The sequence below is a fragment of the Mesorhizobium sp. B264B1B genome (assembly GCF_020165765.1).
Classification (GTDB): Bacteria; Pseudomonadota; Alphaproteobacteria; order Rhizobiales; family Rhizobiaceae; genus Mesorhizobium.
Map to the genome: position 1 here is coordinate 404,013 of NZ_JAIUIS010000001.1, position 19,960 is coordinate 423,972.

21 protein-coding genes and 2 tRNA genes are annotated in these 19,960 nt (G+C 62.4%); 12 read left to right on the forward strand and 11 right to left on the reverse strand.

The genetic code is table 11. The annotated features are described in order from the left end of the window. Window positions 1-44: 44 nt before the first annotated feature. The gene (locus tag LB547_RS01860) at window positions 45-539 is read right to left on the reverse strand and encodes a GNAT family N-acetyltransferase (protein ID WP_140495733.1); all 495 of its coding nucleotides are present in this window, start codon (window positions 537-539) and stop codon (window positions 45-47) included. Continuing rightward, on the reverse strand, window positions 536-1,294 hold the full coding sequence (locus tag LB547_RS01865; RefSeq protein ID WP_140762778.1) for a copper homeostasis protein CutC: 759 nt from the start codon (window positions 1,292-1,294) through the stop codon (window positions 536-538). The genes LB547_RS01860 and LB547_RS01865 overlap by 4 nt, the downstream gene beginning before the upstream one ends. A 199-nt stretch (window positions 1,295-1,493) precedes the next feature. On the opposite strand from LB547_RS01865, the gene LB547_RS01870 reads away from it, so the two are divergent. Both LB547_RS01870 and LB547_RS01875 read left to right on the forward strand, forming a co-directional pair. Next, window positions 1,494-1,922, forward strand: a complete 429-nt coding sequence (locus LB547_RS01870; protein ID WP_140495735.1) for an SRPBCC family protein — start codon at window positions 1,494-1,496, stop codon at window positions 1,920-1,922. Between the two features lie 120 nt (window positions 1,923-2,042). Further along, window positions 2,043-2,498: a carboxymuconolactone decarboxylase family protein gene (locus LB547_RS01875; RefSeq protein ID WP_140762781.1), complete on the forward strand. Its 456-nt coding sequence runs from the start codon at window positions 2,043-2,045 to the stop codon at window positions 2,496-2,498. Window positions 2,499-2,567: 69 nt separating this feature from the next. On the opposite strand, the gene LB547_RS01880 is transcribed toward LB547_RS01875, so the two are convergent. From LB547_RS01880 to LB547_RS01895, 4 genes are all read right to left on the reverse strand, one after another. Continuing rightward, the gene (locus LB547_RS01880) at window positions 2,568-3,014 is read right to left on the reverse strand and encodes a hypothetical protein (protein ID WP_140495737.1); all 447 of its coding nucleotides are present in this window, start codon (window positions 3,012-3,014) and stop codon (window positions 2,568-2,570) included. A gap of 229 nt (window positions 3,015-3,243) precedes the next feature. Continuing rightward, entirely contained in the window at window positions 3,244-3,675 is a 432-nt protein-coding gene (locus LB547_RS01885; protein WP_140495738.1) for a cupin domain-containing protein, read from the reverse strand. Window positions 3,676-3,782: 107 nt separating this feature from the next. Then, the gene (locus LB547_RS01890) at window positions 3,783-4,133 is read right to left on the reverse strand and encodes a RidA family protein (RefSeq protein WP_140517162.1); all 351 of its coding nucleotides are present in this window, start codon (window positions 4,131-4,133) and stop codon (window positions 3,783-3,785) included. Window positions 4,134-4,203: 70 nt separating this feature from the next. Further along, entirely contained in the window at window positions 4,204-5,550 is a 1,347-nt protein-coding gene (locus tag LB547_RS01895) for an NAD(P)/FAD-dependent oxidoreductase (RefSeq protein WP_224655884.1), read from the reverse strand. 214 nt (window positions 5,551-5,764) lie between these two features. On the opposite strand from LB547_RS01895, the gene LB547_RS01900 reads away from it, so the two are divergent. Together LB547_RS01900 and LB547_RS01905 are read left to right on the forward strand one after the other, a co-directional pair. Then, complete coding sequence (locus LB547_RS01900; RefSeq protein ID WP_181175287.1) at window positions 5,765-6,766, forward strand: ornithine cyclodeaminase family protein; 1,002 nt, start codon at window positions 5,765-5,767, stop codon at window positions 6,764-6,766. Window positions 6,767-6,908: 142 nt separating this feature from the next. Continuing rightward, window positions 6,909-7,913 carry an aminotransferase class V-fold PLP-dependent enzyme gene (locus LB547_RS01905; protein WP_224519170.1) on the forward strand — a complete coding sequence of 335 codons (1,005 nt, stop codon included), beginning with the start codon at window positions 6,909-6,911 and terminating at the stop codon, window positions 7,911-7,913. 6 nt (window positions 7,914-7,919) lie between these two features. Here LB547_RS01905 and LB547_RS01910 read toward each other — a convergent pair whose 3' ends face one another. Then, window positions 7,920-8,924, reverse strand: coding sequence for a LysR substrate-binding domain-containing protein (locus LB547_RS01910; protein ID WP_140495740.1), 1,005 nt, complete (start codon window positions 8,922-8,924; stop codon window positions 7,920-7,922). A gap of 153 nt (window positions 8,925-9,077) precedes the next feature. Continuing rightward, the gene (locus tag LB547_RS01915; RefSeq protein ID WP_181178014.1) at window positions 9,078-10,373 is read right to left on the reverse strand and encodes an amidase; all 1,296 of its coding nucleotides are present in this window, start codon (window positions 10,371-10,373) and stop codon (window positions 9,078-9,080) included. 557 nt (window positions 10,374-10,930) lie between these two features. On the opposite strand from LB547_RS01915, the gene LB547_RS01920 reads away from it, so the two are divergent. From LB547_RS01920 to LB547_RS01930, 3 genes are all read left to right on the forward strand, one after another. Next, a complete protein-coding gene (locus LB547_RS01920) occupies window positions 10,931-11,716 on the forward strand; it encodes a transporter substrate-binding domain-containing protein (protein ID WP_140495742.1) in 786 nt (261 codons plus the stop codon). A 74-nt stretch (window positions 11,717-11,790) separates the two neighbouring features. Further along, window positions 11,791-12,513 carry an ABC transporter permease gene (locus tag LB547_RS01925; RefSeq protein WP_140495743.1) on the forward strand — a complete coding sequence of 241 codons (723 nt, stop codon included), beginning with the start codon at window positions 11,791-11,793 and terminating at the stop codon, window positions 12,511-12,513. Between the two features lies 1 nt (window position 12,514). Beyond that, on the forward strand, window positions 12,515-13,201 hold the full coding sequence (locus tag LB547_RS01930) for an ABC transporter permease (RefSeq protein ID WP_140495744.1): 687 nt from the start codon (window positions 12,515-12,517) through the stop codon (window positions 13,199-13,201). Window positions 13,202-13,650: 449 nt separating this feature from the next. On the opposite strand, the gene LB547_RS01935 is transcribed toward LB547_RS01930, so the two are convergent. Continuing rightward, window positions 13,651-13,725 (reverse strand) — tRNA-Asn (locus LB547_RS01935). Window positions 13,726-13,945: 220 nt separating this feature from the next. Here LB547_RS01935 and LB547_RS01940 point away from each other — a divergent pair. Then, on the forward strand, window positions 13,946-14,206 hold the full coding sequence (locus LB547_RS01940) for a hypothetical protein (protein WP_140495745.1): 261 nt from the start codon (window positions 13,946-13,948) through the stop codon (window positions 14,204-14,206). Between the two features lie 55 nt (window positions 14,207-14,261). Here the strand turns inward: LB547_RS01940 and LB547_RS01945 are convergent, their stop codons facing one another. After that, window positions 14,262-14,513 (reverse strand): hypothetical protein, encoded by a 252-nt coding sequence (locus LB547_RS01945; protein ID WP_140495746.1) that lies wholly within the window; start codon window positions 14,511-14,513, stop codon window positions 14,262-14,264. A gap of 221 nt (window positions 14,514-14,734) precedes the next feature. On the opposite strand from LB547_RS01945, the gene LB547_RS01950 reads away from it, so the two are divergent. From LB547_RS01950 to LB547_RS01965, 4 genes are all read left to right on the forward strand, one after another. Beyond that, a tRNA-Cys gene (locus LB547_RS01950) sits at window positions 14,735-14,808 on the forward strand. 90 nt (window positions 14,809-14,898) lie between these two features. Continuing rightward, the gene (locus LB547_RS01955; RefSeq protein ID WP_140495747.1) at window positions 14,899-15,567 is read left to right on the forward strand and encodes a protein-L-isoaspartate O-methyltransferase family protein; all 669 of its coding nucleotides are present in this window, start codon (window positions 14,899-14,901) and stop codon (window positions 15,565-15,567) included. A 178-nt stretch (window positions 15,568-15,745) separates the two neighbouring features. Beyond that, window positions 15,746-17,125 (forward strand): TolC family outer membrane protein, encoded by a 1,380-nt coding sequence (locus tag LB547_RS01960; protein ID WP_140521260.1) that lies wholly within the window; start codon window positions 15,746-15,748, stop codon window positions 17,123-17,125. A gap of 258 nt (window positions 17,126-17,383) precedes the next feature. Continuing rightward, complete coding sequence (locus LB547_RS01965; RefSeq protein WP_140521041.1) at window positions 17,384-18,214, forward strand: PopZ family protein; 831 nt, start codon at window positions 17,384-17,386, stop codon at window positions 18,212-18,214. A 192-nt stretch (window positions 18,215-18,406) separates the two neighbouring features. Here LB547_RS01965 and LB547_RS01970 read toward each other — a convergent pair whose 3' ends face one another. Further along, window positions 18,407-19,951, reverse strand: a complete 1,545-nt coding sequence (locus LB547_RS01970; protein WP_140517150.1) for an FAD-dependent oxidoreductase — start codon at window positions 19,949-19,951, stop codon at window positions 18,407-18,409. Window positions 19,952-19,960 lie beyond the last annotated feature (9 nt).

The following is a 19,960-nucleotide window of genomic DNA, read 5'->3' on the forward strand; positions in this document are numbered from 1 at the left end:
CGGCGTTGTTCCAGTAGTGGCAGAGACCTGGAAAGGAGCAGCGCTCAGGCGATGATCCGCCTGACGTAGTAGCGCACCGCCTTCTTGCCGCCATGGATCACCGCGTCGCCGACCTCGGTGAAGCCGAGCGCTGCATGGAAGGCGTCCGAAGCCGGGTTGGGCGGGTCGGCATTGACCTCGCATGTGACCAGTGCATGGCCGGCGCGCGTGGCGTGCTCGAACAGGTCTTGGTAGAGCAGGCGGGCATGGCCGCGGCCACGAGCTTGCGCCGCCACCACGACGCGATCGACATAGACGAAGCGCTCGTAGCGTTCGCGAAACCAGAGAAAATTCGGACTGTCGTACCGAGCCCCTTGATCGAAGGTCATGATGAAGGCTTCGAGCGCGCCGATGCGGCGCGCATAGAACGCCTCGCCAAGCAGGAAAGACAGGCGCTCGGGCTCAAGCCACGACAATTCGGCGGCATGCTCGTTGTTGAGCGCGAGTATGGCCGCTTCGTCGCTTTGCCTGACACGGCTGATCGGGGAGAGGGCGGTCATGCCTTGGCCGCCGCGATCGTCGCTGCCACAAGCGGCGTATCGGTGAGCGTATTGCGATACTCGCGGTAGAGATCGGAGCCGCCCATGCCGACCTTGGGATTGCGGTAGCGCATGGCGCTGGGCACGTCCTTAAGGACGGCGAAATGCATTTCGGACAGTCCGGTCCTTTGCCGCACCTCGGCAATGTTGCCGAGATCGAGCCCGCCGCAGCCGAGAATGACGATGCGGTCGCCCCCCTGTCGCACCAGGTCCGCCAACAGCGACAGGCCCTCCATCGCCGTGTCGCGTTGGCCGCTGGTCAGCACGCGGCCGACCTTGCAACGGATCAGCGCTTCCAAAGCCTCGGCCGGGTCGCGCGTCATGTCGAAAGCGCGGTGACACGTGACGTTAAGGCCGCCGGCGGCCTCCGTCAGTTCGCTCATGCGGCGCTCGTCGATGGTGCCTTCGGCGGTGAGGCAGCCGAACACCACGCCGGGCACGCCGAGGTCGCGCAGGGCGGCTACGTCGGCCAGCATCGAACGGTACTCGGTTTCGCTGTAGAGAAAATCGCCGCCACGCGGCCGCACCATGACATGGAACGGCACAATCGCCTGGTCGAGCGCGGCGCGCACGGTTCCCAAGCTCGGCGTGATGCCGCCTTCGACGAGGCTGGCGCACAGTTCGACCCTGTCGGCGCCGCCGGCCTGTGCGGCCAGAAGGCCATCAATGCCCTCGACACAGATTTCGATCAGCGGCGGGCGGGCTTCTTCAGTCAAGGTGTGATCCTGTCCATGATGTTGTGAGAAGCCCGTAGCACCCGCGCGGCGGGCGCGAAAGCAGGAACGGCACGGCGCATTGGACCAGGGGGCATTTCCCTGCTTGACAGTCTTATAACTACATGGTTATGAGTTAACCCATAGCCATCGAGTTATTGATCGCGAGCGGTGGCTCGACGACGACTAAGAGGAGCACGGCATGACACAGACCAAATCGATCGTCGTTGAACGACTGATTCCGCATTCGGCGGAGAAGATCTGGCGTGCGCTGACGGTGCCCGAACTCGTCGCAGAATGGCTCATGCAGAATGACTTCGCGCCGCAAGAGGGGCACCGCTTCACCTTCCGCGCTTCACCGGTACCGGGCTGGTCCGGGGTGACGAACTGCGTCGTGCTGAAAGTCGAGGCGCCACGCCTGCTTGCCTATAGCTGGGGCGACGGAAGCGAATCCGACAGCGGACTGAAAACCGTGGTGACCTGGTCGCTCACGCCTGAGGGCGCGGCGACCCGGGTGCGGATGGAGCACTCGGGGTTCCGGCCGGCCGATGAGCGTGGATATGTCGGCATGGGAAGCGGCTGGCCGCGTATTCTTGAGCGACTTGAGCAGGTGGCTGCGAAGCAAGGCTGAGCCGACTCTCCTCGACCAACCGGTCGCCATGGCCGGCGAACCACAACAAGTCTCCCGGATGCGCCGCTTCCGGGCATGGCAAACCGCGCCATGTTCAAAGGTTTCAAACGGAGAAAGACCATGGAAGCCAGGCTCAAGAACCCCGTGATGCTCATCCCCGGCGCCCTGCAGGCGCTGCTGGCGCTGGACAAGTCGACCGAGGCGGCCGATTTGCCCTATGTGACGCGCAAGCTCGTCCATCTGCGCGCCAGCCAGATCAATGGCTGCTCGGTTTGCGTCGACATGCATGCGCGCGAACTCAAGAAGGCTGGCGAGAAGGACGAACGCATCTTTGCCTTGTCGGCCTGGCGGGAGACGCCGTACTTCACCGATGCCGAACGCGCCGCGCTTGCCCTTGCCGAAGCCGGCACAAGGCTGGCCGACAGAACGAATGCCGTGACGGACGAGGTATGGGACGAGGCCGCCCGGCACTATGACGAAAAGGCGCTTGCCGGGCTCGTCATCCAGATCGCCGTGATCAACGCCTTCAACCGGCTGAACGCCACGACACGCCAAATGGTCGGCGCCTGGGGCTAAGGCCGCGCGAAGGCGAGCCGTGCCACGGTGCAATGGCGGCTGGACTCGCGGTGCACCAAACCTGCTTGCCTAGCCCGGCCGGGTCGCGGCCGGCGGCAATTCGAACAGTTTGGCGCCATTTTCCTCGCCGCGTTCGACATAGCCGATGGTGCGAAACCATTTTGCGATTTCCGGTCCCGTGAGCCAACTGCGGGAGTGAATAGGGAGATTGCCGGCGAGCGCCTGGATCTGCCTGATATGCCGCCTGCAGAAACGCACGGTCGCGGCCCTGAAAAAGCCCTCGCGCGCCGCGAACAGCGTGTCCGCGGCGTCGCCATGCTCGTGCCAGGCGACGATTGCTACGGTCCCGTCGCTGTCGACAAGGGCATGGGCGCGGCCCTCCTTCAGGTTCATCATCAGATTGTCGTAGGCGACCTTGCTGTCCTTGCCCGCGGCGATGTATTCGTCGGACATCCGCTTGGACAAATGGCGAAACACGTCTTCCAGATCGCCGACCGTCGCTGTTCGTGCTCTCATTTCTGCTCCTTGAGCCCCGGCAGGGAGTTTGCTCCAGGAAAAGGCATTCACCAAGCAAAGGGATTTCGCGAAAAACCCAACGGGGGGAATCCGGTTCCGCCGGTAAGGCGGGCAACCGGCGTAGCATCGTCAGCCCGGTCGTGCGGAACCGGATGTGAAGAGCTGGGCCAACGCTTAACGCGGCGCGCTCCCGTGGCGAGACAGTTCGAGGAGCCGGAGCAGCGGTGGCTTACTGGCGCAAAACCGTGTTCTTGGTGCCTTCCTCGACCTGGTCGATCACCAGCAGCTTGACCGGGCCTTCACCGATATTGGTGGCCTGATGCCACTGCCCGATCATCTCGATGATGAAATCGCCAGTCTTGTAGGTGTTGCTGTTGCCGGTCTCGACATTGGTGACCTTCAACGTGCCGGCCTCGACATAGGCGTAGCGCGGGAACGGATGCTTGTGCACCGGCAAGGTCGCGCCCGGCGCTATGTCGTAGGTCGACACCAGCACCTGCACGTTCTTCTGCGGCAGCGTGATCGGCTGGCCGGAAGCGGTGGTCGTGCGCGAGGCGAGGGGTGTCACGACGACGGGTGTGCCGCTGCTGTCCAGCGCATGAGCGCCGGTCGCGAACGCCGCAGCCGCCAGCAGCAATGCCGATGCCAGGACTTTTCGCATGATTCCTCCCCAAACCGCCGCATCTATCGCGCCGCGAAGGCCGGTGCGCAAGCATGTCCCTGACGAATCTGATTGGACTCGCTGGCCTGGACGTGGCGGGCGACGTGTCAAATCGCTGCGGTAAGCTGGATCTCGACACGGATCTCGGGCAAGGCGAAGCTCGCCCCGACCGTGGCGCGTGCCGGGGGCTCCACGCCGTCGAGCCATGTGACCCAAGCCTTGTTCATCGCGTCGAAGTCTTCGACATCCCTCAACCAGATCTGCGCGAACAGCAGCTTCGATCTATCCGAACCGACGCTCGCCAGAAGGCGATCCGCCTTTTCCAATATCTCCTTCGTCTGGTCAGACGTGCCGGTTTTCTTGTCATCGGCCGTCAAGCCCGAGAGATAGGCCGTGCCGTTGTGAACGACGATACGGCTAAGCCGTTCGTTCTTGTCGAATCGTTCGATGTTCCCCATGGCGGAGGCCCCTGGTTGCGTTGGTCAAAAGCAGGCCGCCGTACGCAATCCAGCGGTCTGCTGAGCGGGATCAGACGTGCGCGACAGCGGAGCGCTGGGCGTGGGCCTGGAAGAAGCGTTGCGGACGAAACGTTTCCATTTCGTCATGGATTTTGCCGCGCACGACTTCGTCGGCGACCACCTTGCCCAATTGCGGGCCGATGGTCACACCACTGTGCGTTACGGCCATGTAGTGGCCGACGATATCCGGCATGGCGCCGGCACAGGTGTAGCCGTCCTCCGGGAACGGCCGGACCGTCGTGCGAATGGCTTCCACACCTGCGTCGCGGAGCGAAGACAGGACCTTGGTCGCCGCATCCAGGAGCGTCGCCGCCTCGTTCCCGGCAGGGCTGAGCACCTCCGGCTTCTCCAGGGTCATGTCCACCGAGACCTTATGGATCATGATGCGGCCCGCTCCGTCGGGACGGATATCCAGATCGTCGGCATGCAGCTGGCTGCGGAGCGTCAAGGCCACCGGCGGGGTGAAGGCGAGCACGCCTATGGTCGAGGAAAGTGGAATACCCTGGGCATCGCCGAGCCTCTCACTAGACCAGCCGCCGGTGCAGCTCACGACGGCATCCGCAGGGTGTCGGTCTCCGTTCGCCGTCCGAACTGCCCGTACGCGCCCGCTTTCGGTCTCGATCTCGGTCACGCGGGAACCGAGTCTGACCTGTGCTCCCCAGCGCTCCTTCGCCGCCCGCAAAAGCCAGGCCGAGTAGAGCACCGGATCGACCCAGCCTTCTTCCGGATAGTAGGAGATTGGACAATCGCCGAAGGCAGAGACATCGATATCGGGCTCCATCTCGGCGACGCGCTTCTTCTCGATCCACTCGACGCCGTAGCCCCATTCCTTCATCTGCCTGAAGTTCTCGAAATAATCGTCCATCGACTCCGGCACTGTTCGCCAATCGAAACTGCCGGTCTGGGTGAACCAGGGAGCGACGCCGAAGTCGCGCTTGAGTTCAAGATGGGCGCGCATTCCCGAGACGTTCAGATCGAAATACGGCCGGGGCTGCTTGGTCGTCGCATTTGTCCAGGCAAAGCTTACCGCCGACGTGCCGCCTGCTATCCGTCCGGCCTCCAGCACGACGACGCTTGCTCCCGCCTTGGCGCATTCATAGGCGGCGGAACTGCCGACGATACCGGAACCAATGACCACGACACGCATAAAGATGACCTCCAAAAATTCCCGGGCTAATGACGTCATCCGATACGAGTAATCTCTGAAAGACGAATCGATGCAAATGCCGCTATATCGTTGAGAGATGTTGCTGGAGTTCTTGACAGTACTGCTGACGCCGCTCTTCTTAATTCGATCGGCGCCTGCGATGTGTTTGCAACCCCGCACAACATCCTCGGATGCCTGAAAACATTGCAATGGGTGCCAACTGCGGTCAATTGAACTGGTCGCTGCCGTTCATGGCCAAAAGTTATGAACCAATGTCCCAGCCATCTGCGGCTGCCCAGGTCGGCCCATTAGCCCGCACGGGCAACTTCTCGTGCGAAGTTATCAAATTCGGGCGCAACCGTTTGCGAGAGCAATGCTACGCTTATCGGCGCATCGGGGATCGCGGAATGGAAGAGACTGCACGGTGAGTGGCGAGCCGGAATTCCTCCTGATCGACAAGAACGCGATCCGGGACATTTTGAGCCTATCCCTGGCTCTTGAAGCGACCGAGGCCGCACTGCGCAAAACATCGAGCGGCATGGCGCGCCAGCAGATCAGGCGCACACTTGAGCTGCCGGGTGCGGCCGGGAGTTGTCTGTCGCTTATGTATGCTGCGCTGGATGACCGGCCGCTGTTCGGGGGGAAGGTGCTTTCCGTGTTTCCTGACAATTTCGCGCATGGGTTCGCGTCTCATCGCGGCGGTGTCTTCCTGTTCGACAAGGATCATGGACGGCCTGTAGCCTTGATCGACGGGGGAGAGCTTACGGCTTGGCGGACCGCGGCGGCCAGTGCTGTCGCGACGAGGGCACTTTCGCGCGAAGACAGCACCACGCTGACACTGTTCGGATATGGCGAGCAAGCGCGCCGGCATGTCGCGGCTATTGCGGACGTCCGGCCGATCCATGCGATCCATGTTTGGGGTCGCGACTTTGCAAAGGCGCAGCACTTCGCCGAGGAGCAGTCAGCCGCCGGATTCCAGGCGAAGGCACATCGCGACCCTGGCGAGGCCGTTCGCGAGGCCGACATCATCTGCACCACGACATCTTCCGAAAAGCCGGTGCTGTGCGGCGAATGGCTTCCGCCTGGTGTCCATATCAATGCGGTCGGGGCGAGCGTCGCTTCATGCCGCGAGCTCGACCTCGACTGTGTGCGCAGAGCGCAGATCTGGGTCGACTACCTGCCTATGGCGCTGACGGCCGCGGGAGAACTGATCGAGGCGATTGAAACCGGCGTGATCGGCGTCGATCATATCCGTGGCGAGGTCGGCGACGTGCTGGCAGGTGCGAAACCCGGCCGCACTGGCGACGATCAGATCACGCTTTTCCGGTCTCTCGGCGTTCCCGCGCAAGACATCGAGCTTGCCAATCTTGTCTATATCTCCGCCCGCAACGCCGGACTCGGCACCTCAATTGATTTCAGGTTGTGATGCCATGCTGAGCTGCCAACGAGATCTCTTCTCCATTCCCCGCGAGACAGCTTATCTGGATGTCGCATACATGTCTCCGATCCCGACCGCCGCCGTCGCGGCCGGCGAGGCCGGCGTCAGGGTGAAAGCCGAACCCTGGAAAATGACCATCGCCTCTTATTACGACGAGGTGGAAGAGGCGCGGCAGCTCGCCGCATCAATGGTGGGCGCCGATGCCGATGAGATCGCCATTGTGGCCGCCACCAGCTATGGCATGGCTATCGCAGCCGCCAACGTTTTGGTTGCGGCAGGTTCGGCCATCCTTCTGATGGAGAACGAACACACCTCGCACAGATATGTCTGGTATGACCTCGCGCAACGCGCCGGCGCCTGCGTTGATATCGTCCCGCAACCAGCCGACGGCGACTGGACCAGCGCGATCGTATCGGCAATCCAAGACTCGAGCCGTCCCATCGCGGTCGTTGCGGGGACGCTGGTGCATTGGTTCGAGGGCGTGGCGATCGACCTGGAGGCGGTGGCCGCCGCCACACGGGCAGCGGGCGCCAGTCTTGTCGTTGACGGAACCCAGTGGGTTGGCGCGATACCCTTCGATGTCCGGCGCGTCCGACCGGACTTTCTCGTCTTTGCCACCTACAAGTTCCTTCTGGGGCCATATCGCCTCGCATTCCTTTACGCCGACCGGCGTTGGCACACAGAGGGGCGCACTCTGGAGCATCATTCATGGAACCGGATGGGCGGGGACAAATCGGACTTCTACAAGGTGGCCGTGGCCGAGTTTCTTCCCGGCGCGCGGCGGTTCGACATGGGGGAACGCTCCGATTTCGCGGTCCTGCCCATCGCAATCGCCGCAATGAAGCTCATCCGCGGCTGGACCGTCGGGCGCGTGTTTGAGCGCCTGCGTCACCTTAATGAGCTTGTCTGGGCGCAGGCGGAAAGCAGAGGGCTGCCGGTCGCGCGTCCGCGACACCCAACGCCCCATATCGCGATCCTCGACATAGGGGGCCGTCTCGCGCCGAATGCGGCACAAGAGCTGAAGCGGGCTGACGTGCACGTCACGCTGCGCGGCACGAAGATGCGCGTGTCGCCGCATGTCTACAATGACGAAGCCGATATCGGCCGCCTGTTCGAATGCCTGCCGCTCCGCTAGAGGCTTTCAGCGGTGAATGAAAACAGTTCTGTCGGCCTGGCGGCGAGGACCCAGGGCGGTGATTCCTGCCTCTACGCCGTTCATAAAGCTTCGCGTCGTCTGGATAAGATGCTCGGTGAAGGCGTCCGCCGCCGTCGATGCAATGACACCCCAAGGCCGGTAGACGCTGAGGTTCAGATCGAGACGTGGCCGGAAATCCCTGATCTCGATCGGCAGGTCGCGTGCCAGCCACGCCGAAAGCCTGTCGACGACGCTCACGCCCGCCCCGGACGCGACAAGGGCGATGCACGCACTGGACAGACTGGCCTCTATCTTCAACAGACGTCCCACTCCGCGTTCTTCGCACAAGGCATCGAGCTGCTGCCGCATCGGATCAGCGGAGCCCATCGAGATGAAGTCGAGACCGTCGAGATCTTCTGCCTGCACCACGTCGAGCTCGGCCAGACGGTGACCCGCCGGCATGACGCAAACCGGTGGGGTCGCTGTCAGCGCTCGCCTGACGATTGAAGAATTCTCGTCCGATGCCGTTACGCCTATTCCGATGTCGAGCTGATTGCGGCTCGCCCGCTGCACCACCGTGGCGGAGCTGCGGATATCCAGGGAAATCGACACGGATGGATGCTGTTTTGAGAAGCTCGTGATGATGGATGGCAGCAGCGTGGACCCGAAGGCCGGGAGCGCGCAGATATTCAACCTGCCACTTCGTAGCTCGCGTATCTCCCTCGCGGCGCGCGAGATGCCGCGCGCGGACTCGAAAACGCGCTTCACCTCGGCATAGAGCATGTGCGCTTCAGGAGTGGGGATCAGCCGCTGCCGGCTTTTCCTGAACAGCTGGAAATCCGCCTTCTCGCTGAGTTGCTGGAGCATCTTGCTGACAGCCGGCTGCGTGATGTCAAGTGCGTCGGCCGCCTTGGTGGTCGTTCCATGCAGCATGACCGAAGCGAAGACCTCGATCTCGCGAGGCGTAAACTCTGCCTCCTTCGTGACGGTGTCCTTTTCGCCAAATTTCATGCCCGCTTACCTTGCCAGGCAGCTGGATCGCTGTGCCGAAACAGCGAGCTGCGAACGCCAAGATTAATGGGAAGGGTCGGATGTTCCAAGAGGCGCGCGAAGGAAGTTTATTCCTGGAGGTTATGAACTTTCAGCGATTTGGCGGAACTGATTTCAGTTGCTTGTCAACATTTCGGCGAGATCGAGCAAACCGGCGTCCTGACCCGGACCTGCGGCCAGTTGCACCGACACCGGAAGCCCGTCAGGAACCGGCAAAGGAATAGCCAACGCCGGCATGCCAAGCATATTTGCCCAGCGGCGGAAGCGGCCGCCGGCCAGTCCCCACGGCACCATTTCCCCATTCACCTCGGTAAGTTCGTCGGAAAGCCGCGGCGCCGATCCAGGCGCCGTAGGAATGGCAAAAGCGTCCAGGCCCGCGATTTTCTCCAGAAACCGGCCTCGCACGCCGTTACGGATTTCGATGGCGCTATCATAGGCGCCGGCATGGATGCGAATGCCGCCCTGCAGGAATGAGTGAACCGCGTCGCCGACCATGTCCGGCTTCTGCTCGATTGCATTGCGGTAGATTCGCGCGAACTCACATTGGAGGATTGTCAGTCCCGCGGCAACGAACGCCTCCCTGTCGTCGAAGGTGATCTCGACCGTGCGCACTTCAGGACGATCGAGCATGGTAGCCAACGCGATATCGACTGACGTGTCGACGTGAGCGCCAAGCAGTTCGGGGCAGATGCCGATCGTGATGCCCGTTGTCGTTTTGCTGCCCCCGCTTGCCGACGGGGCGAGCCGTTTTCCGGCAAGCGCCTCGGTCACCAGGCGAACGTCCCTGACCGAGCGTGCAAGAACGCCGACGCAGTCCAGCGAAGGCGCTATGCTCATGACGCCCTGTACGGCGATCAGATCATTCGTCGGCTTGTAACCGAACAAGCCGGTTGCAGCAGCCGGGGATCGGTTTGACCCGCCGCTGTCCGTGCCAACCGCTGCCAGGCAAAAACCGGCCGCGACCGCTGCGGCCGACCCGCTGCTCGTGCCACCTGTCCCACGGTCCGGATCAAGCGGGTTGGCGACCTTGCCGAACCAAGGGTTGTCATGACCGCCGACGCACAGTTCGTGCAGGTTCGTCTTGCCGATGATGATGGCGCCGGCCGCCTGAAGATTGGCAATGCATGTTGCCGTTTCCGTCGCGACGTGGTCCCGAAACAACCGGGAGCCAGCCGTTGTCGGCCAATCCTCGACATCGATAACGTCTTTGACCGCGATCGGCACGCCATGCAGCGGACCGCGCCTGTGACCGGATCTGATTTCGCGCGTGGCCTGAAGCGCGGCGTCCAGGGCATCAGCTTCGGCCACGAATATCATCGCCTTGATGTGTTCATTCAGTTCCTGGATGCGATCGAGGCAACCCTCCATGATTTCCACGGGCGACAGGCCGGCAGCGATCTTTTCGCTCATCTCCTCGATGGACCGGCAAGGGCTGCTATTCATGTGACGACCTTAGAGCGAACGGGCCGCGGGCCGACTGCATTGCGGCCGGCCATCCCGGAACCGGCCGACGATGCCACATCAGAAATTTGGTGAACAGTCGCGAGCTTATTCCCGTGGACGCGGGACTATCGCTGAAAACTCATAGTCGCGATCAATGGCGGCGTCGTGAACCGTTCAATTCAGCCCTGTCCTCGCACGCGCGAATCAACGAGCGGCGATCGTTTGCCGGTCGCCGGACTGCGTCACTCGAAGGGGCTATCGCTGTCATAACTATTGGTGATGAACCGCACGGCAGGGGGCATTAGATCGAGATCATTTGAACTGTTAGCGTTTTCAAACACCGCCCTGAAAGAAGGTCGACTGAGCCGAATGGCCAAGTTCGCATCGCCGACATCCGAACCAGTCCACGATGCTCGATGCTGCCGGCTGGCCACGGGCCGACGTCGAAAGATCGGCAGATGCCCGGCTACCAGCATCATCATTGCGGAAGATACAAATCCACATAAACAAAAAGGGGAACAATCATGAAAAAGCTTGCACTCGCCTTGTCACTGATCGTGGCGGTATTTGGCGCCGCCAATTCATCGTCGGCGGCCGACGATGTCATCCGTTTCGGTGTCGCCGCGGAGCCATACCCGCCTTTCTCCGTCAAGGATGCCAGCGGCACCTGGCAGGGCTGGGAAATCGACCTGATGAATGCCGTTTGCAAAGAGATGAAGGCGAAATGTGAGATCGTCGATATCGCCTGGGACGGCATCATTCCCGCGCTGTTGGCCAAGAAGTTCGACGTCATCTGGAGCTCGATGTCGATCACGGACAAGCGCAAGGAGGTGATCGATTTCACCGACAAGTACTACTATTCGCCCAACGTGCTTGTCGGCGCCAAGGCGGATACGCGGCAGTTCGACGTGACCAAGCCGGAGACATTCAAGGGGATTGCGGTCGCGGCACAGAGTGCCAGCCTGCAGGCGACCTACATGCAGGATAAGTTCAACGGCATTGCCGAAGTGAAGATCTATCCAACACTCGATGACGAAATCGCGGACATCCAGGCCGGACGCGTGGATCTCATGGCTGCGGCAGGCATCCAGATCCAGGATTTCTTGAAGAAGCCGGAGGGCCAAGCTTATGAAATCAAGGTGACGCTGCCGCATGAGAAAATGTTTGGATACGGCGACGGCGGCGGCCTGCGCAAGGAAGACACCGCTCTGAGGGACCGCCTCAATGCAGCACTCAAGGCGGTGCGCGCCAGCGGCGAGTACGAGACGATCACCAAGCGCTATTTCGATTTCAACATTTACGGCGATTGATCATCTGGTTCAGGCCCGGGGGACGGCCGGCCCGGGGCGGCCGTCGCCATCTTCATTGAACTGGAACGCGCTGTATGAACTCGACCGTGTCTTGGGCAACCCTGCTCAGCTTCGGGGACAAGGGCTGGGGCGACGAATTGCTTCTTGGCGCTTGCCTGAGCCTTGGAATTTCGATCAGCGCCTATCTCGTGGGCCTGACCCTCGGCCTCATGGGTGCGGTGGCCAAGATCTCGAAGAACCGCGTGGCGGTCTCCGCAGCCGTTGCCTATACGACAATCATCCGGTCCGTACCGGACATTCTCATCATATTCCTCGTCTACTATACCGCGACGGACGCGTTGCGCTGGGCCGTGAGCCTGGCGGGATTGACTTCCGAATTCCAGGTCAATGGGTTTGTCGCCGCGACCCTGTCGCTTGGGATCGTTCAAGGCGGCTACAGCACGGAGGTCCTGCGCGGCGCGATCGTGGCCATCCCGCGAGGTCAGGTCGAGGCAGCCCATGCACTCGGTCTGACACGGCGCCAGACCTTCTTCCTGGTCACCGTGCCGCAAATGGTCCCCCTGGCCTTGCCGGGGCTTGGCAATTTGTGGCTGGTCGTCTTGAAGGAAAGCTCACTGGTCAGCCTGATCGGTTTTACCGAGCTCGTTCTCGCCGGCAAGATGGCTGCCGGCGCGACGCGCGATTACTTCATGTTCTATTGCGCGATCGCGTTCGTGTTCCTCGCCATGTCCGGCATATCGGCGATGCTTTTCCATGCCCTCGAAACAGCCACCGTCCGTGGCGGGAGGCGGGGCTAGCGTGACTGAGTTTGGAGCCTACCTTGCCAATCAGCTTCTGGCCGGCGTCCAGGTCACCATAATCCTGTTCCTCGGCTGTGCGGTGGTCGGCAATTTGCTTGCCATCCCGGTTGCACTGGCCCGGCTATCCAACAGCAAATGGCTGCGATATCCAGCGGTTGCGTTTATCCTCGCGTTCCGGGGGACCCCGCTCCTGGTCCAGCTTTACCTCTGCTACTTCGGTATCGGCCAAATTCTCTCGGGGATCCCCTCGATCCGCTACAGCCCGCTCTGGCCCATTTTGCGAGGCGCGGACTTCTATGCGTTTTTTACCCTTTCCCTGAACACCGCGGCCTACTGTGGCGAGATTTGGAGAGGGGCGATACAGGCCATTCCAGAAGGGCAGCGTGAGGCCGGCCAATCGCTTGGCCTGTCGAAAACACGGATCATGATTTCCGTCCTTCTCCCGCAGGCTTTCAGGTTGGCTTTGCCGGCGATCGGCGGCCAGAATATCCTGCTTTTGAAGGGGACCGCACTGGCGTCGACGATCACGGTGTTCGAACTCATGGGTGCGGCGAACCTCGTTCGCGCGCAGACATTTCGGGTCTACGAGCCTCTGTTCGCCGCCGCGCTAGGATATTTCCTGCTGGCGGCATTGATCACTATCGGCTTTGGTTTCTTCGAGAGACGGCTTGCTCGACGACATTGAGCGGAACGGATCGGCATATCGAGCCGCTGCGTGGAAGGCGACGTGATCTTCAGGCCACGCCGAATTCGCCATAGGATCGCGCCGCTTCGATGACCTCGCCAAATCCCATTTGCCAGCAGCGGCTATTTCGTCGCGGAACTGATCCCACGCTGTCGGGGCAGTTGGCGCGCTTGACCGCGTCGGACAAAAAACTTCTCGGCCTCTGCATGAACCGCAGGGTATTTCTTTAGCGCCTCCTGGTAAGTGGCACCAAGCGGGCACGAGGTGTTCTCGCGTGCCCAAAATGGTCCAAAGTTCTCCAGGGATTTTGCGCCTGTAGCCCCATCCGGCCTTGCCGCGCTTCTGAATGTGGTTCACGCCGATCGTCATAGCCCAGTGTACCCCGCAGTGTACCTCTGGGAGGCGGAAACCCTTGCAGTGCTTGGGTTTAAAGACATTTCTGGATTAAGTGGCTCCCCGGGCCGGATTCGAACCAGCGACCAACCGGTTAACAGCCGGTTGCTCTACCACTGAGCTACCGGGGAACAGAGGCTCTCATGCGAGTGGCGCAGCCTATAGCAAACCCTTTTCGGCTTTGCAAAGAACCATTTCGCATTTTTCCGAGACTTTTTCGCTCAGGCGTTTCTCGCAATCGGCGGCGTTCGTCCTCATATTAGCCGTCTTGCGAGGGCGCGGAACCGAATGCGCGGTCGCGGCTTTCGTCAAGTGACATCCTCAAACCACCAGACGGACCAGCCATTCGAGATGACGGCAGCAGAAGAAAACCAGGCACCGGCGCGAAAGATATCGGTCTTCGGGCGCAAGTTCACCATGCCGCGTTCGCGCGGCCTCAGGATTGCAATCGGCGTGCTTTTGACGATTGGCGGCATTCTGGGGTTCTTGCCGATTCTCGGTTTCTGGATGGTGCCGCTCGGACTTTTGGTGCTCTCCTACGAATTCGCCATGGTGCGCCGCCATCGGCGCCGGTTCGTCGTCTGGTGGGAACGGCGGCGCCGGCCGGATTGATCGGCCACGCCGGGGACCTTGCCCGGCTTCGTCGCGGCGGCCTTTGGGGCCCGAATCAAATCGCAGCGCTATCCTGCGTTCCAGTGCTCGCCTCCTCCGGGGCGTCCTGCTGGCCTGCTCTCAGATCCTCGCTGATTTCCTTCAGGACGGCGGAAGCCGAGGCAAGGCGCGCGCGGTCGCGCGGTGAAAGCCGGCCGGTGCCTTCTATCTTGAGGCAATCCATGGCGTAGCGCACCAGCTCCTCGCACCCCAGCAGCGGCGAGCTGTCCGCGTTGTTGGTCGACTCGTCCGGTTTGGCCAGCTGCATGGCGCAGTCCTCCTCGGCCTCAACGCAGCCCGGTGCGCGGAGTTTCTCCCGATCCTCCGCCATGCTTAACGGCTTGCTAACGCAGCTCGAACCGCCCCGTCTCGCATTTAGGGCGGGGTGCGAGGACTGGCGCAGGCGAAACCGTCGCGAATGCATTGTCGCCGCTTGACGGCTTTTTCGCCGCAACCTATTGGAACCGAGTGGAACGCCGGGAGTAACGAGGCCTCGTGGCGGAGTGGTTACGCAGAGGACTGCAAATCCTTGCACCCCGGTTCGATTCCGGGCGAGGCCTCCAATCTCCGGGCTCCCGCGCGTCAGCGCAGGGAGCTCGCCGTTCCCGTCTAAATGAACCGCGATGTGGCGCGGCAAGCGGATTGGTTGGGACATGAGCGCTGATTTCTCCGAGCTTCGCGTCAAGATGGTCGATGGCCAGATCCGCACCACCGACGTGACCAGCACGCCGCTGCTCGACGCCATGCTTTCCGTGCCCCGCGAGCTTTTCGTCGACGAACGCCAGCGCAATCTCGCCTACATCGACGAAGACATCCGCATCGCGGACGGCCCCGGCGGCGCGCGATATCTGATGGAGCCTTCGCCGTTGGCCAAGCTGATGCAACTGGCCGAGATCAGTCAGGCTGATTCGGTCCTCGATGTCGGCTGCGGCACCGGCTATGCCTCGGCCATCCTGTCGCGACTGGCGGGCTCCGTGGTGGCGCTTGAAAGTGATTCGGCGCTGGCCGAAACCGCAAAGTCGGTGCTCTCATCGCTGGGCTGCGGCAATGTGACCGTGGTCCAGGGCCCGCTGCCGCAGGGATATGCCGCCAAGGCGCCCTACGATGTCGTCTTCGTCGGCGGCAGCGTCGGCAAAGTGCCGGCGGCGCTGCTCGACCAGCTCGCCGAAGGCGGCCGCCTCGTCGCGGTCGAAGGGCAGGGCAATTCCGGCGTGGCGCGGCTTTTTTTCAAAGCAGGGGGGGTTGTAACCGGTAGACGGGCATTTAATGCGGCAATTAAGCCACTACCCGGGTTCGAACGTGAGCATGCTTTCGAATTCTGAATGATTTGGCCTTGCAGCAGAGGCTTTGTCATGGTCGCTTGCATTTGAACAATCGTTGCTGATCCCAATGGGGGCACTTTGGGCCGAGCGACAGGGAACATTCTGACACGCCGCTCCGGTTCTCTAAGGAGAAGCCGGTGCGGCGTGGTTCCCATGGAAAACGAATGAGGGTTTAATGGTGCCGTCTCTACGCAAGTCACTTTTCACCGCCGTCCTCGTTTCGGCGACCGCGCTTTCCCCGCTGGCCGCCTCGGCCGAAACCATCTCCGGCGCGCTTGCAAAGGCCTATCAATACAATTCCTCGCTGAATGCCTCCCGAGCCGGCGTACGCGTCACCGACGAGAGCGTGGCCATCGCCAAGTCCGGCTGGCGCCCGACCATCACCGGGACGGCCGACACGAATTATGTGAATACCCGTGCCAGCGGCGCCAACGTCAAGACGGGGTCGGCCAGTGTGGGCATCGTCATAAACCAGAACCTGTTCGACGGCTTCCAGACGAGAAACAATGTGGCGGCAGCCGAATCGCGGGTCAAGGCATCCGTCGAAAGCCTGCGCAACACCGAGGAGAACACGCTGTTGAGCGCGGCCACGGCCTATATGGACGTGATTCGCGACCGGCAGATCGCGGTGCTGACGGAGCAGAATCTGCAGTTCCTGACCGAGCAGGCGCGCGCCGCGCGCTCACGGTTCGAGGTCGGCGAAGGCACGCGCACCGACGTTGCGCAGGCCGATGCGTCGCGCGCTTCCGCCGTGGCGTCGCTCAGCGCCGCCCGCGCGCAGGCGCTGGCAAGTGCGGCGAGCTATCACCAGATCGTCGGTGACGAGCCGGGCAAGCTCAGGCCTGCCTCGCCATTGGCCAGGCTGCTGCCGCCGAGCCTCGATTCGGCGATAGCCATCGCCTCGGCCGAGCATCCGGCGATCCTCGCCACCCAGCATCTGGTCGATGCGGCCGCGTTTTCGGTGAAGTCGTCCGAGGGCGCATTGCTGCCGCAGCTTTCCGCATCGGCCGGCATTTCGGAGGATTATCTGCATCGCAATCCCGACCTCCAGGGGAGCAACGGCGGTTCGACCTCGGCCAACATCGGTGCGACACTGACGATCCCGATCTATTCGGGCGGCCGCACCTCGGCGGTCGTGCGACAGAACAAGGAATCGCTTGGCGAGGCCCGCATCCAGGTCGACGTCAGCCGCGACCAGGTGCGCCAGGCCGTCGCCTCGGCGTGGTCGCAATACACCGCCGCGCAGCAGAGCGTCGCTGCCAACAGGCAGGTGATCGACGCCGCTCAACTGGCGCTGAACGGTGTCATCGAGGAACGCAATGTCGGCCAGCGCACCACGCTGGATGTGCTCAACGCGCAGGCCACCGTCATCACCGCCAAGATCAACCAGGCAAATTCCGAGCACGACGTTGTGGTGGCGAGTTATGCCATCCTGTCGGCGATCGGCCGCCTCTCGGCCGAGCGCCTTGCGCTGCAGGCGACGAAGTACAGGCCTGAAGAGCACTACAATGCCGTCAAGGACAAGTGGATCGGCCTGCGCACGCCGGATGGCCGCTAAACTCCACAGATTCGAGTAGTTCTCTCGAAGCGGCCCGGCGTTCGATCGAAACGCGGGGCCGCTTCATTGTTTGCGCAACTGCGCCGGCAACTCGTCACATGCTTTTCGACGAATTGCGCTAATCTGTTGAAATCCCACATGTCCCCAGAATGGGGATTCTCGTACGGCGCTCCGTCGGTTACGCTGTCGCCATGATTCGAATCCGGCTTTTACCGGAGCGGAAGTCTGTAACAGGTCACAAGGGCGGCGGATGTGACGATGGCAACGGCAAGCAGCGCACAGCGCGAACCTTCCATGGAAGAGATACTGGCTTCCATCAGGAGGATCATCGAGGACAGCGACAGCGGCCGCAAGCAGCCGGACGATGCCGATGACTTGCGGCAGGATCTGAAGCCGGCGGCGGGCGCTGCTCCCGACGTCGATGCGCTCCGCGCCGAATTGCATGCCGCTCCCGAGGTCAGGAAGCCGGTCACGCTGGCGGAGGTGCAGGCACAGACATCGGCGGCCGAACCAACGGTCGCGCGCATGGAAGCGCCGGAGCGAACCGATCCCGTGGCACCAAGGGCGTCGATGACGCTTGCCGAGGTGAGCGCCCGGATCGCCGCCGAGCCGCTGCCCGCCGAAAGGACCGACAGGCCCGCGACGCCCGAGGCCGGTGCGGCAAGCGATGCCATCGTCGCCGATTGGCGCCGCGAGATCGCAGCGGTCGGCGAGCAGGCGAAGGCGATACCAGGCATTCGCAAGCCGGTTGTTCAGCCCGAAGCGCCGGTGGACGAGCCGATGCCGGAGCCGGCGTTCGAGCGGACCCCTTCGATCGCCGCCCCGGCGAGCACCGACGAGGCGCGCAAGGCGGCGGATGAAACGCCTGCGGCCCGTCCGGCAATCCTTTCCGAGCATACGGGCCGGCAGGTCGCCGCGGCCTTTGGCGAACTCTCCGACGCCTTTGCCAGCCGCAGCAAGAAGACATTCGACGAGATGGCCGAGGAGATGCTGCGGCCGATGCTGCAGGACTGGCTGGACAACAACCTGCCAACGCTGGTCGAGCGCCTGGTGCGCGAGGAGATCGAGCGCGTGGCGCGCGGCGCGTAATGATTTTCCCGGGTCGCCTTAGGTGGCTAGTTGGACACCGCTGCGCCTTCACCCTGGCGCAGCACGGTAATCTCAGGATCGGCACGTCGAAGGAGGCGGTGGCCGCAATAATAGCTCCGATGATGGCGATTGCCACGACCACGCCGCTCCACGCTTCATATAGGCCCGACCCAAGCATAGAGCCCGCCAACCTCATTGTTCGAACATATCTCGGCAGTCTTTCGGGTCTTCTCCGGGTTGGACTAGGCCCATGCGGGCCAAATAGGTTTCGAGCTTCGCGGTTCGGTCTGCATCAAGAATCGCCATCACACCGATATATCCGTCCGGCCGGATCAGCACACACTCGCCCGGTGCCAGTGCATAAGCATCGCGAAGGTGTCCCCAGGCATCGATGACATCGCCTTGCGGGCCGATGTGGTGGACATGCAGCCCCTTGAGTGGCCCAACCGTCTCTCTCCCGGCTTGATGAACAAGCAGTGTCCAATGCGGCCCTTGCAGCAATTGGAACAGTCGCCATGGTTGCCCCGCCGCGCCCCTGATTTGGGCATCCGGCGCGCGGTCCCCCGCGTGCGGGCCGCTGCTGCGTTCGGCCATTTCCCTGGAGAGCGGCGATTCCGGATAGGCGATATCGAGCTGGCGCACCTCGCGGCCGCGGTGCATTCCACCCTGTTTCTGGGTGTCGAGCAGCCGGGTCGAAAGGCCGAGAACCGATTCTGCGACCGGACGTCGTTCCTGCTCATAGGTGTCGAGCAGGCAATCATCCGCGCCGTCGAGGACGGCGGCAAGTTTCCAGCCCAGATTATAGGCATCCTGCACGCTGGTGTTCAGGCCCTGGCCGCCGGTTGGCGGATGGATATGAGCTGCATCGCCAACGAGGAATACCCGATCGACCCGGTAGCGATCGGCAAGCCGGGCGTTCATCAGGTAGGCCGACGCCCAGGCGACCGAATCCACCCGCACGTCGCCGCGGCCGGTCCGCTCATTAATCAAGCGCCCCAGCTGTTCTGCTGAGAGGTCCACTTCGCCGTCCAGCAGAATGGGTGCCTGAATCTGGAAGAGATCGGTTCCGGCGAGCGGGCAAATCGCGACCATTCGCTCCATGTCACCGTCGTTGAACTGGTGCCACGCATCGCGGTCCAGCCCGGTCAACAGCACATCCGCCACGACCGCACGCACGCCCAGCGTCTTGCCGGGGAAATTCAAGCCGAGCGCGCCGCGCACGAAGCTGTGCCCGCCGTCCGCCCCGACAAGATAGCGTGCGCGAACGGTTTGCTCGCCATTCGGCCCCGCAAGACGTGCCATGACACCGTTCTCACCTTGCTCGAACCCAACCAACTCACATCCGTACTCGACCCTATGGCCTAGTTCTGCCAGCCGCTCTCGCATGATCCGCTCGGTGAGGAATTGCGGAATCATTAGCGCGATGGCGTAAGGCTCTGCCGGCGTCGGATCGGGGCGCTCGCCGGTGTCCTTTTCGATATAGCTGCCGTCATCGCCATACACGCGCATCGGCGGATAGACGCCGCCTGCGGCAACGACCCTGTCGAGAATGCCAAGATCTTCGAAAATCTCCTGTGTCCTCGGCTGGATGCCCTTGCCGCGCGAGCCACGGAAGGGTTCGCTCATCTTCTCAATGAGCTGGAAGGATATACCGCGCCGTGCAAGCTCGATCCCCAGCGTCAGGCCAGCCGCTCCCGCGCCGCAGATGAGCACATCTGCCGCAAAACCGTTTGTCATGTCGATCTC

Excerpts from the sequence above, each read along its gene's own strand:
- LB547_RS01910 (WP_140495740.1), bottom strand. The coding sequence starts at position 8,924 with ATGAAATTTGGCGAAAAGGACACCGTCACGAAGGAGGCAGAGTTTACG.
- LB547_RS01885 (WP_140495738.1), bottom strand. The coding sequence starts at position 3,675 with ATGCGAAAAGTCCTGGCATCGGCATTGCTGCTGGCGGCTGCGGCGTTC.
- LB547_RS01915 (WP_181178014.1), bottom strand. The coding sequence starts at position 10,373 with ATGAGCGAAAAGATCGCTGCCGGCCTGTCGCCCGTGGAAATCATGGAG.
- LB547_RS01905 (WP_224519170.1), top strand. The coding sequence starts at position 6,909 with ATGACCATCGCCTCTTATTACGACGAGGTGGAAGAGGCGCGGCAGCTC.
- LB547_RS01920 (WP_140495742.1), top strand. The coding sequence starts at position 10,931 with ATGAAAAAGCTTGCACTCGCCTTGTCACTGATCGTGGCGGTATTTGGC.
- LB547_RS01880 (WP_140495737.1), bottom strand. The coding sequence starts at position 3,014 with ATGAGAGCACGAACAGCGACGGTCGGCGATCTGGAAGACGTGTTTCGC.
- LB547_RS01970 (WP_140517150.1), bottom strand. The coding sequence starts at position 19,951 with ATGACAAACGGTTTTGCGGCAGATGTGCTCATCTGCGGCGCGGGAGCG.
- LB547_RS01955 (WP_140495747.1), top strand. The coding sequence starts at position 14,899 with ATGAGCGCTGATTTCTCCGAGCTTCGCGTCAAGATGGTCGATGGCCAG.
- LB547_RS01860 (WP_140495733.1), bottom strand. The coding sequence starts at position 539 with ATGACCGCCCTCTCCCCGATCAGCCGTGTCAGGCAAAGCGACGAAGCG.
- LB547_RS01940 (WP_140495745.1), top strand. The coding sequence starts at position 13,946 with ATGACGGCAGCAGAAGAAAACCAGGCACCGGCGCGAAAGATATCGGTC.
- LB547_RS01890 (WP_140517162.1), bottom strand. The coding sequence starts at position 4,133 with ATGGGGAACATCGAACGATTCGACAAGAACGAACGGCTTAGCCGTATC.
- LB547_RS01875 (WP_140762781.1), top strand. The coding sequence starts at position 2,043 with ATGGAAGCCAGGCTCAAGAACCCCGTGATGCTCATCCCCGGCGCCCTG.
- LB547_RS01965 (WP_140521041.1), top strand. The coding sequence starts at position 17,384 with ATGGCAACGGCAAGCAGCGCACAGCGCGAACCTTCCATGGAAGAGATA.
- LB547_RS01870 (WP_140495735.1), top strand. The coding sequence starts at position 1,494 with ATGACACAGACCAAATCGATCGTCGTTGAACGACTGATTCCGCATTCG.
- LB547_RS01925 (WP_140495743.1), top strand. The coding sequence starts at position 11,791 with ATGAACTCGACCGTGTCTTGGGCAACCCTGCTCAGCTTCGGGGACAAG.
- LB547_RS01945 (WP_140495746.1), bottom strand. The coding sequence starts at position 14,513 with ATGCAGCTGGCCAAACCGGACGAGTCGACCAACAACGCGGACAGCTCG.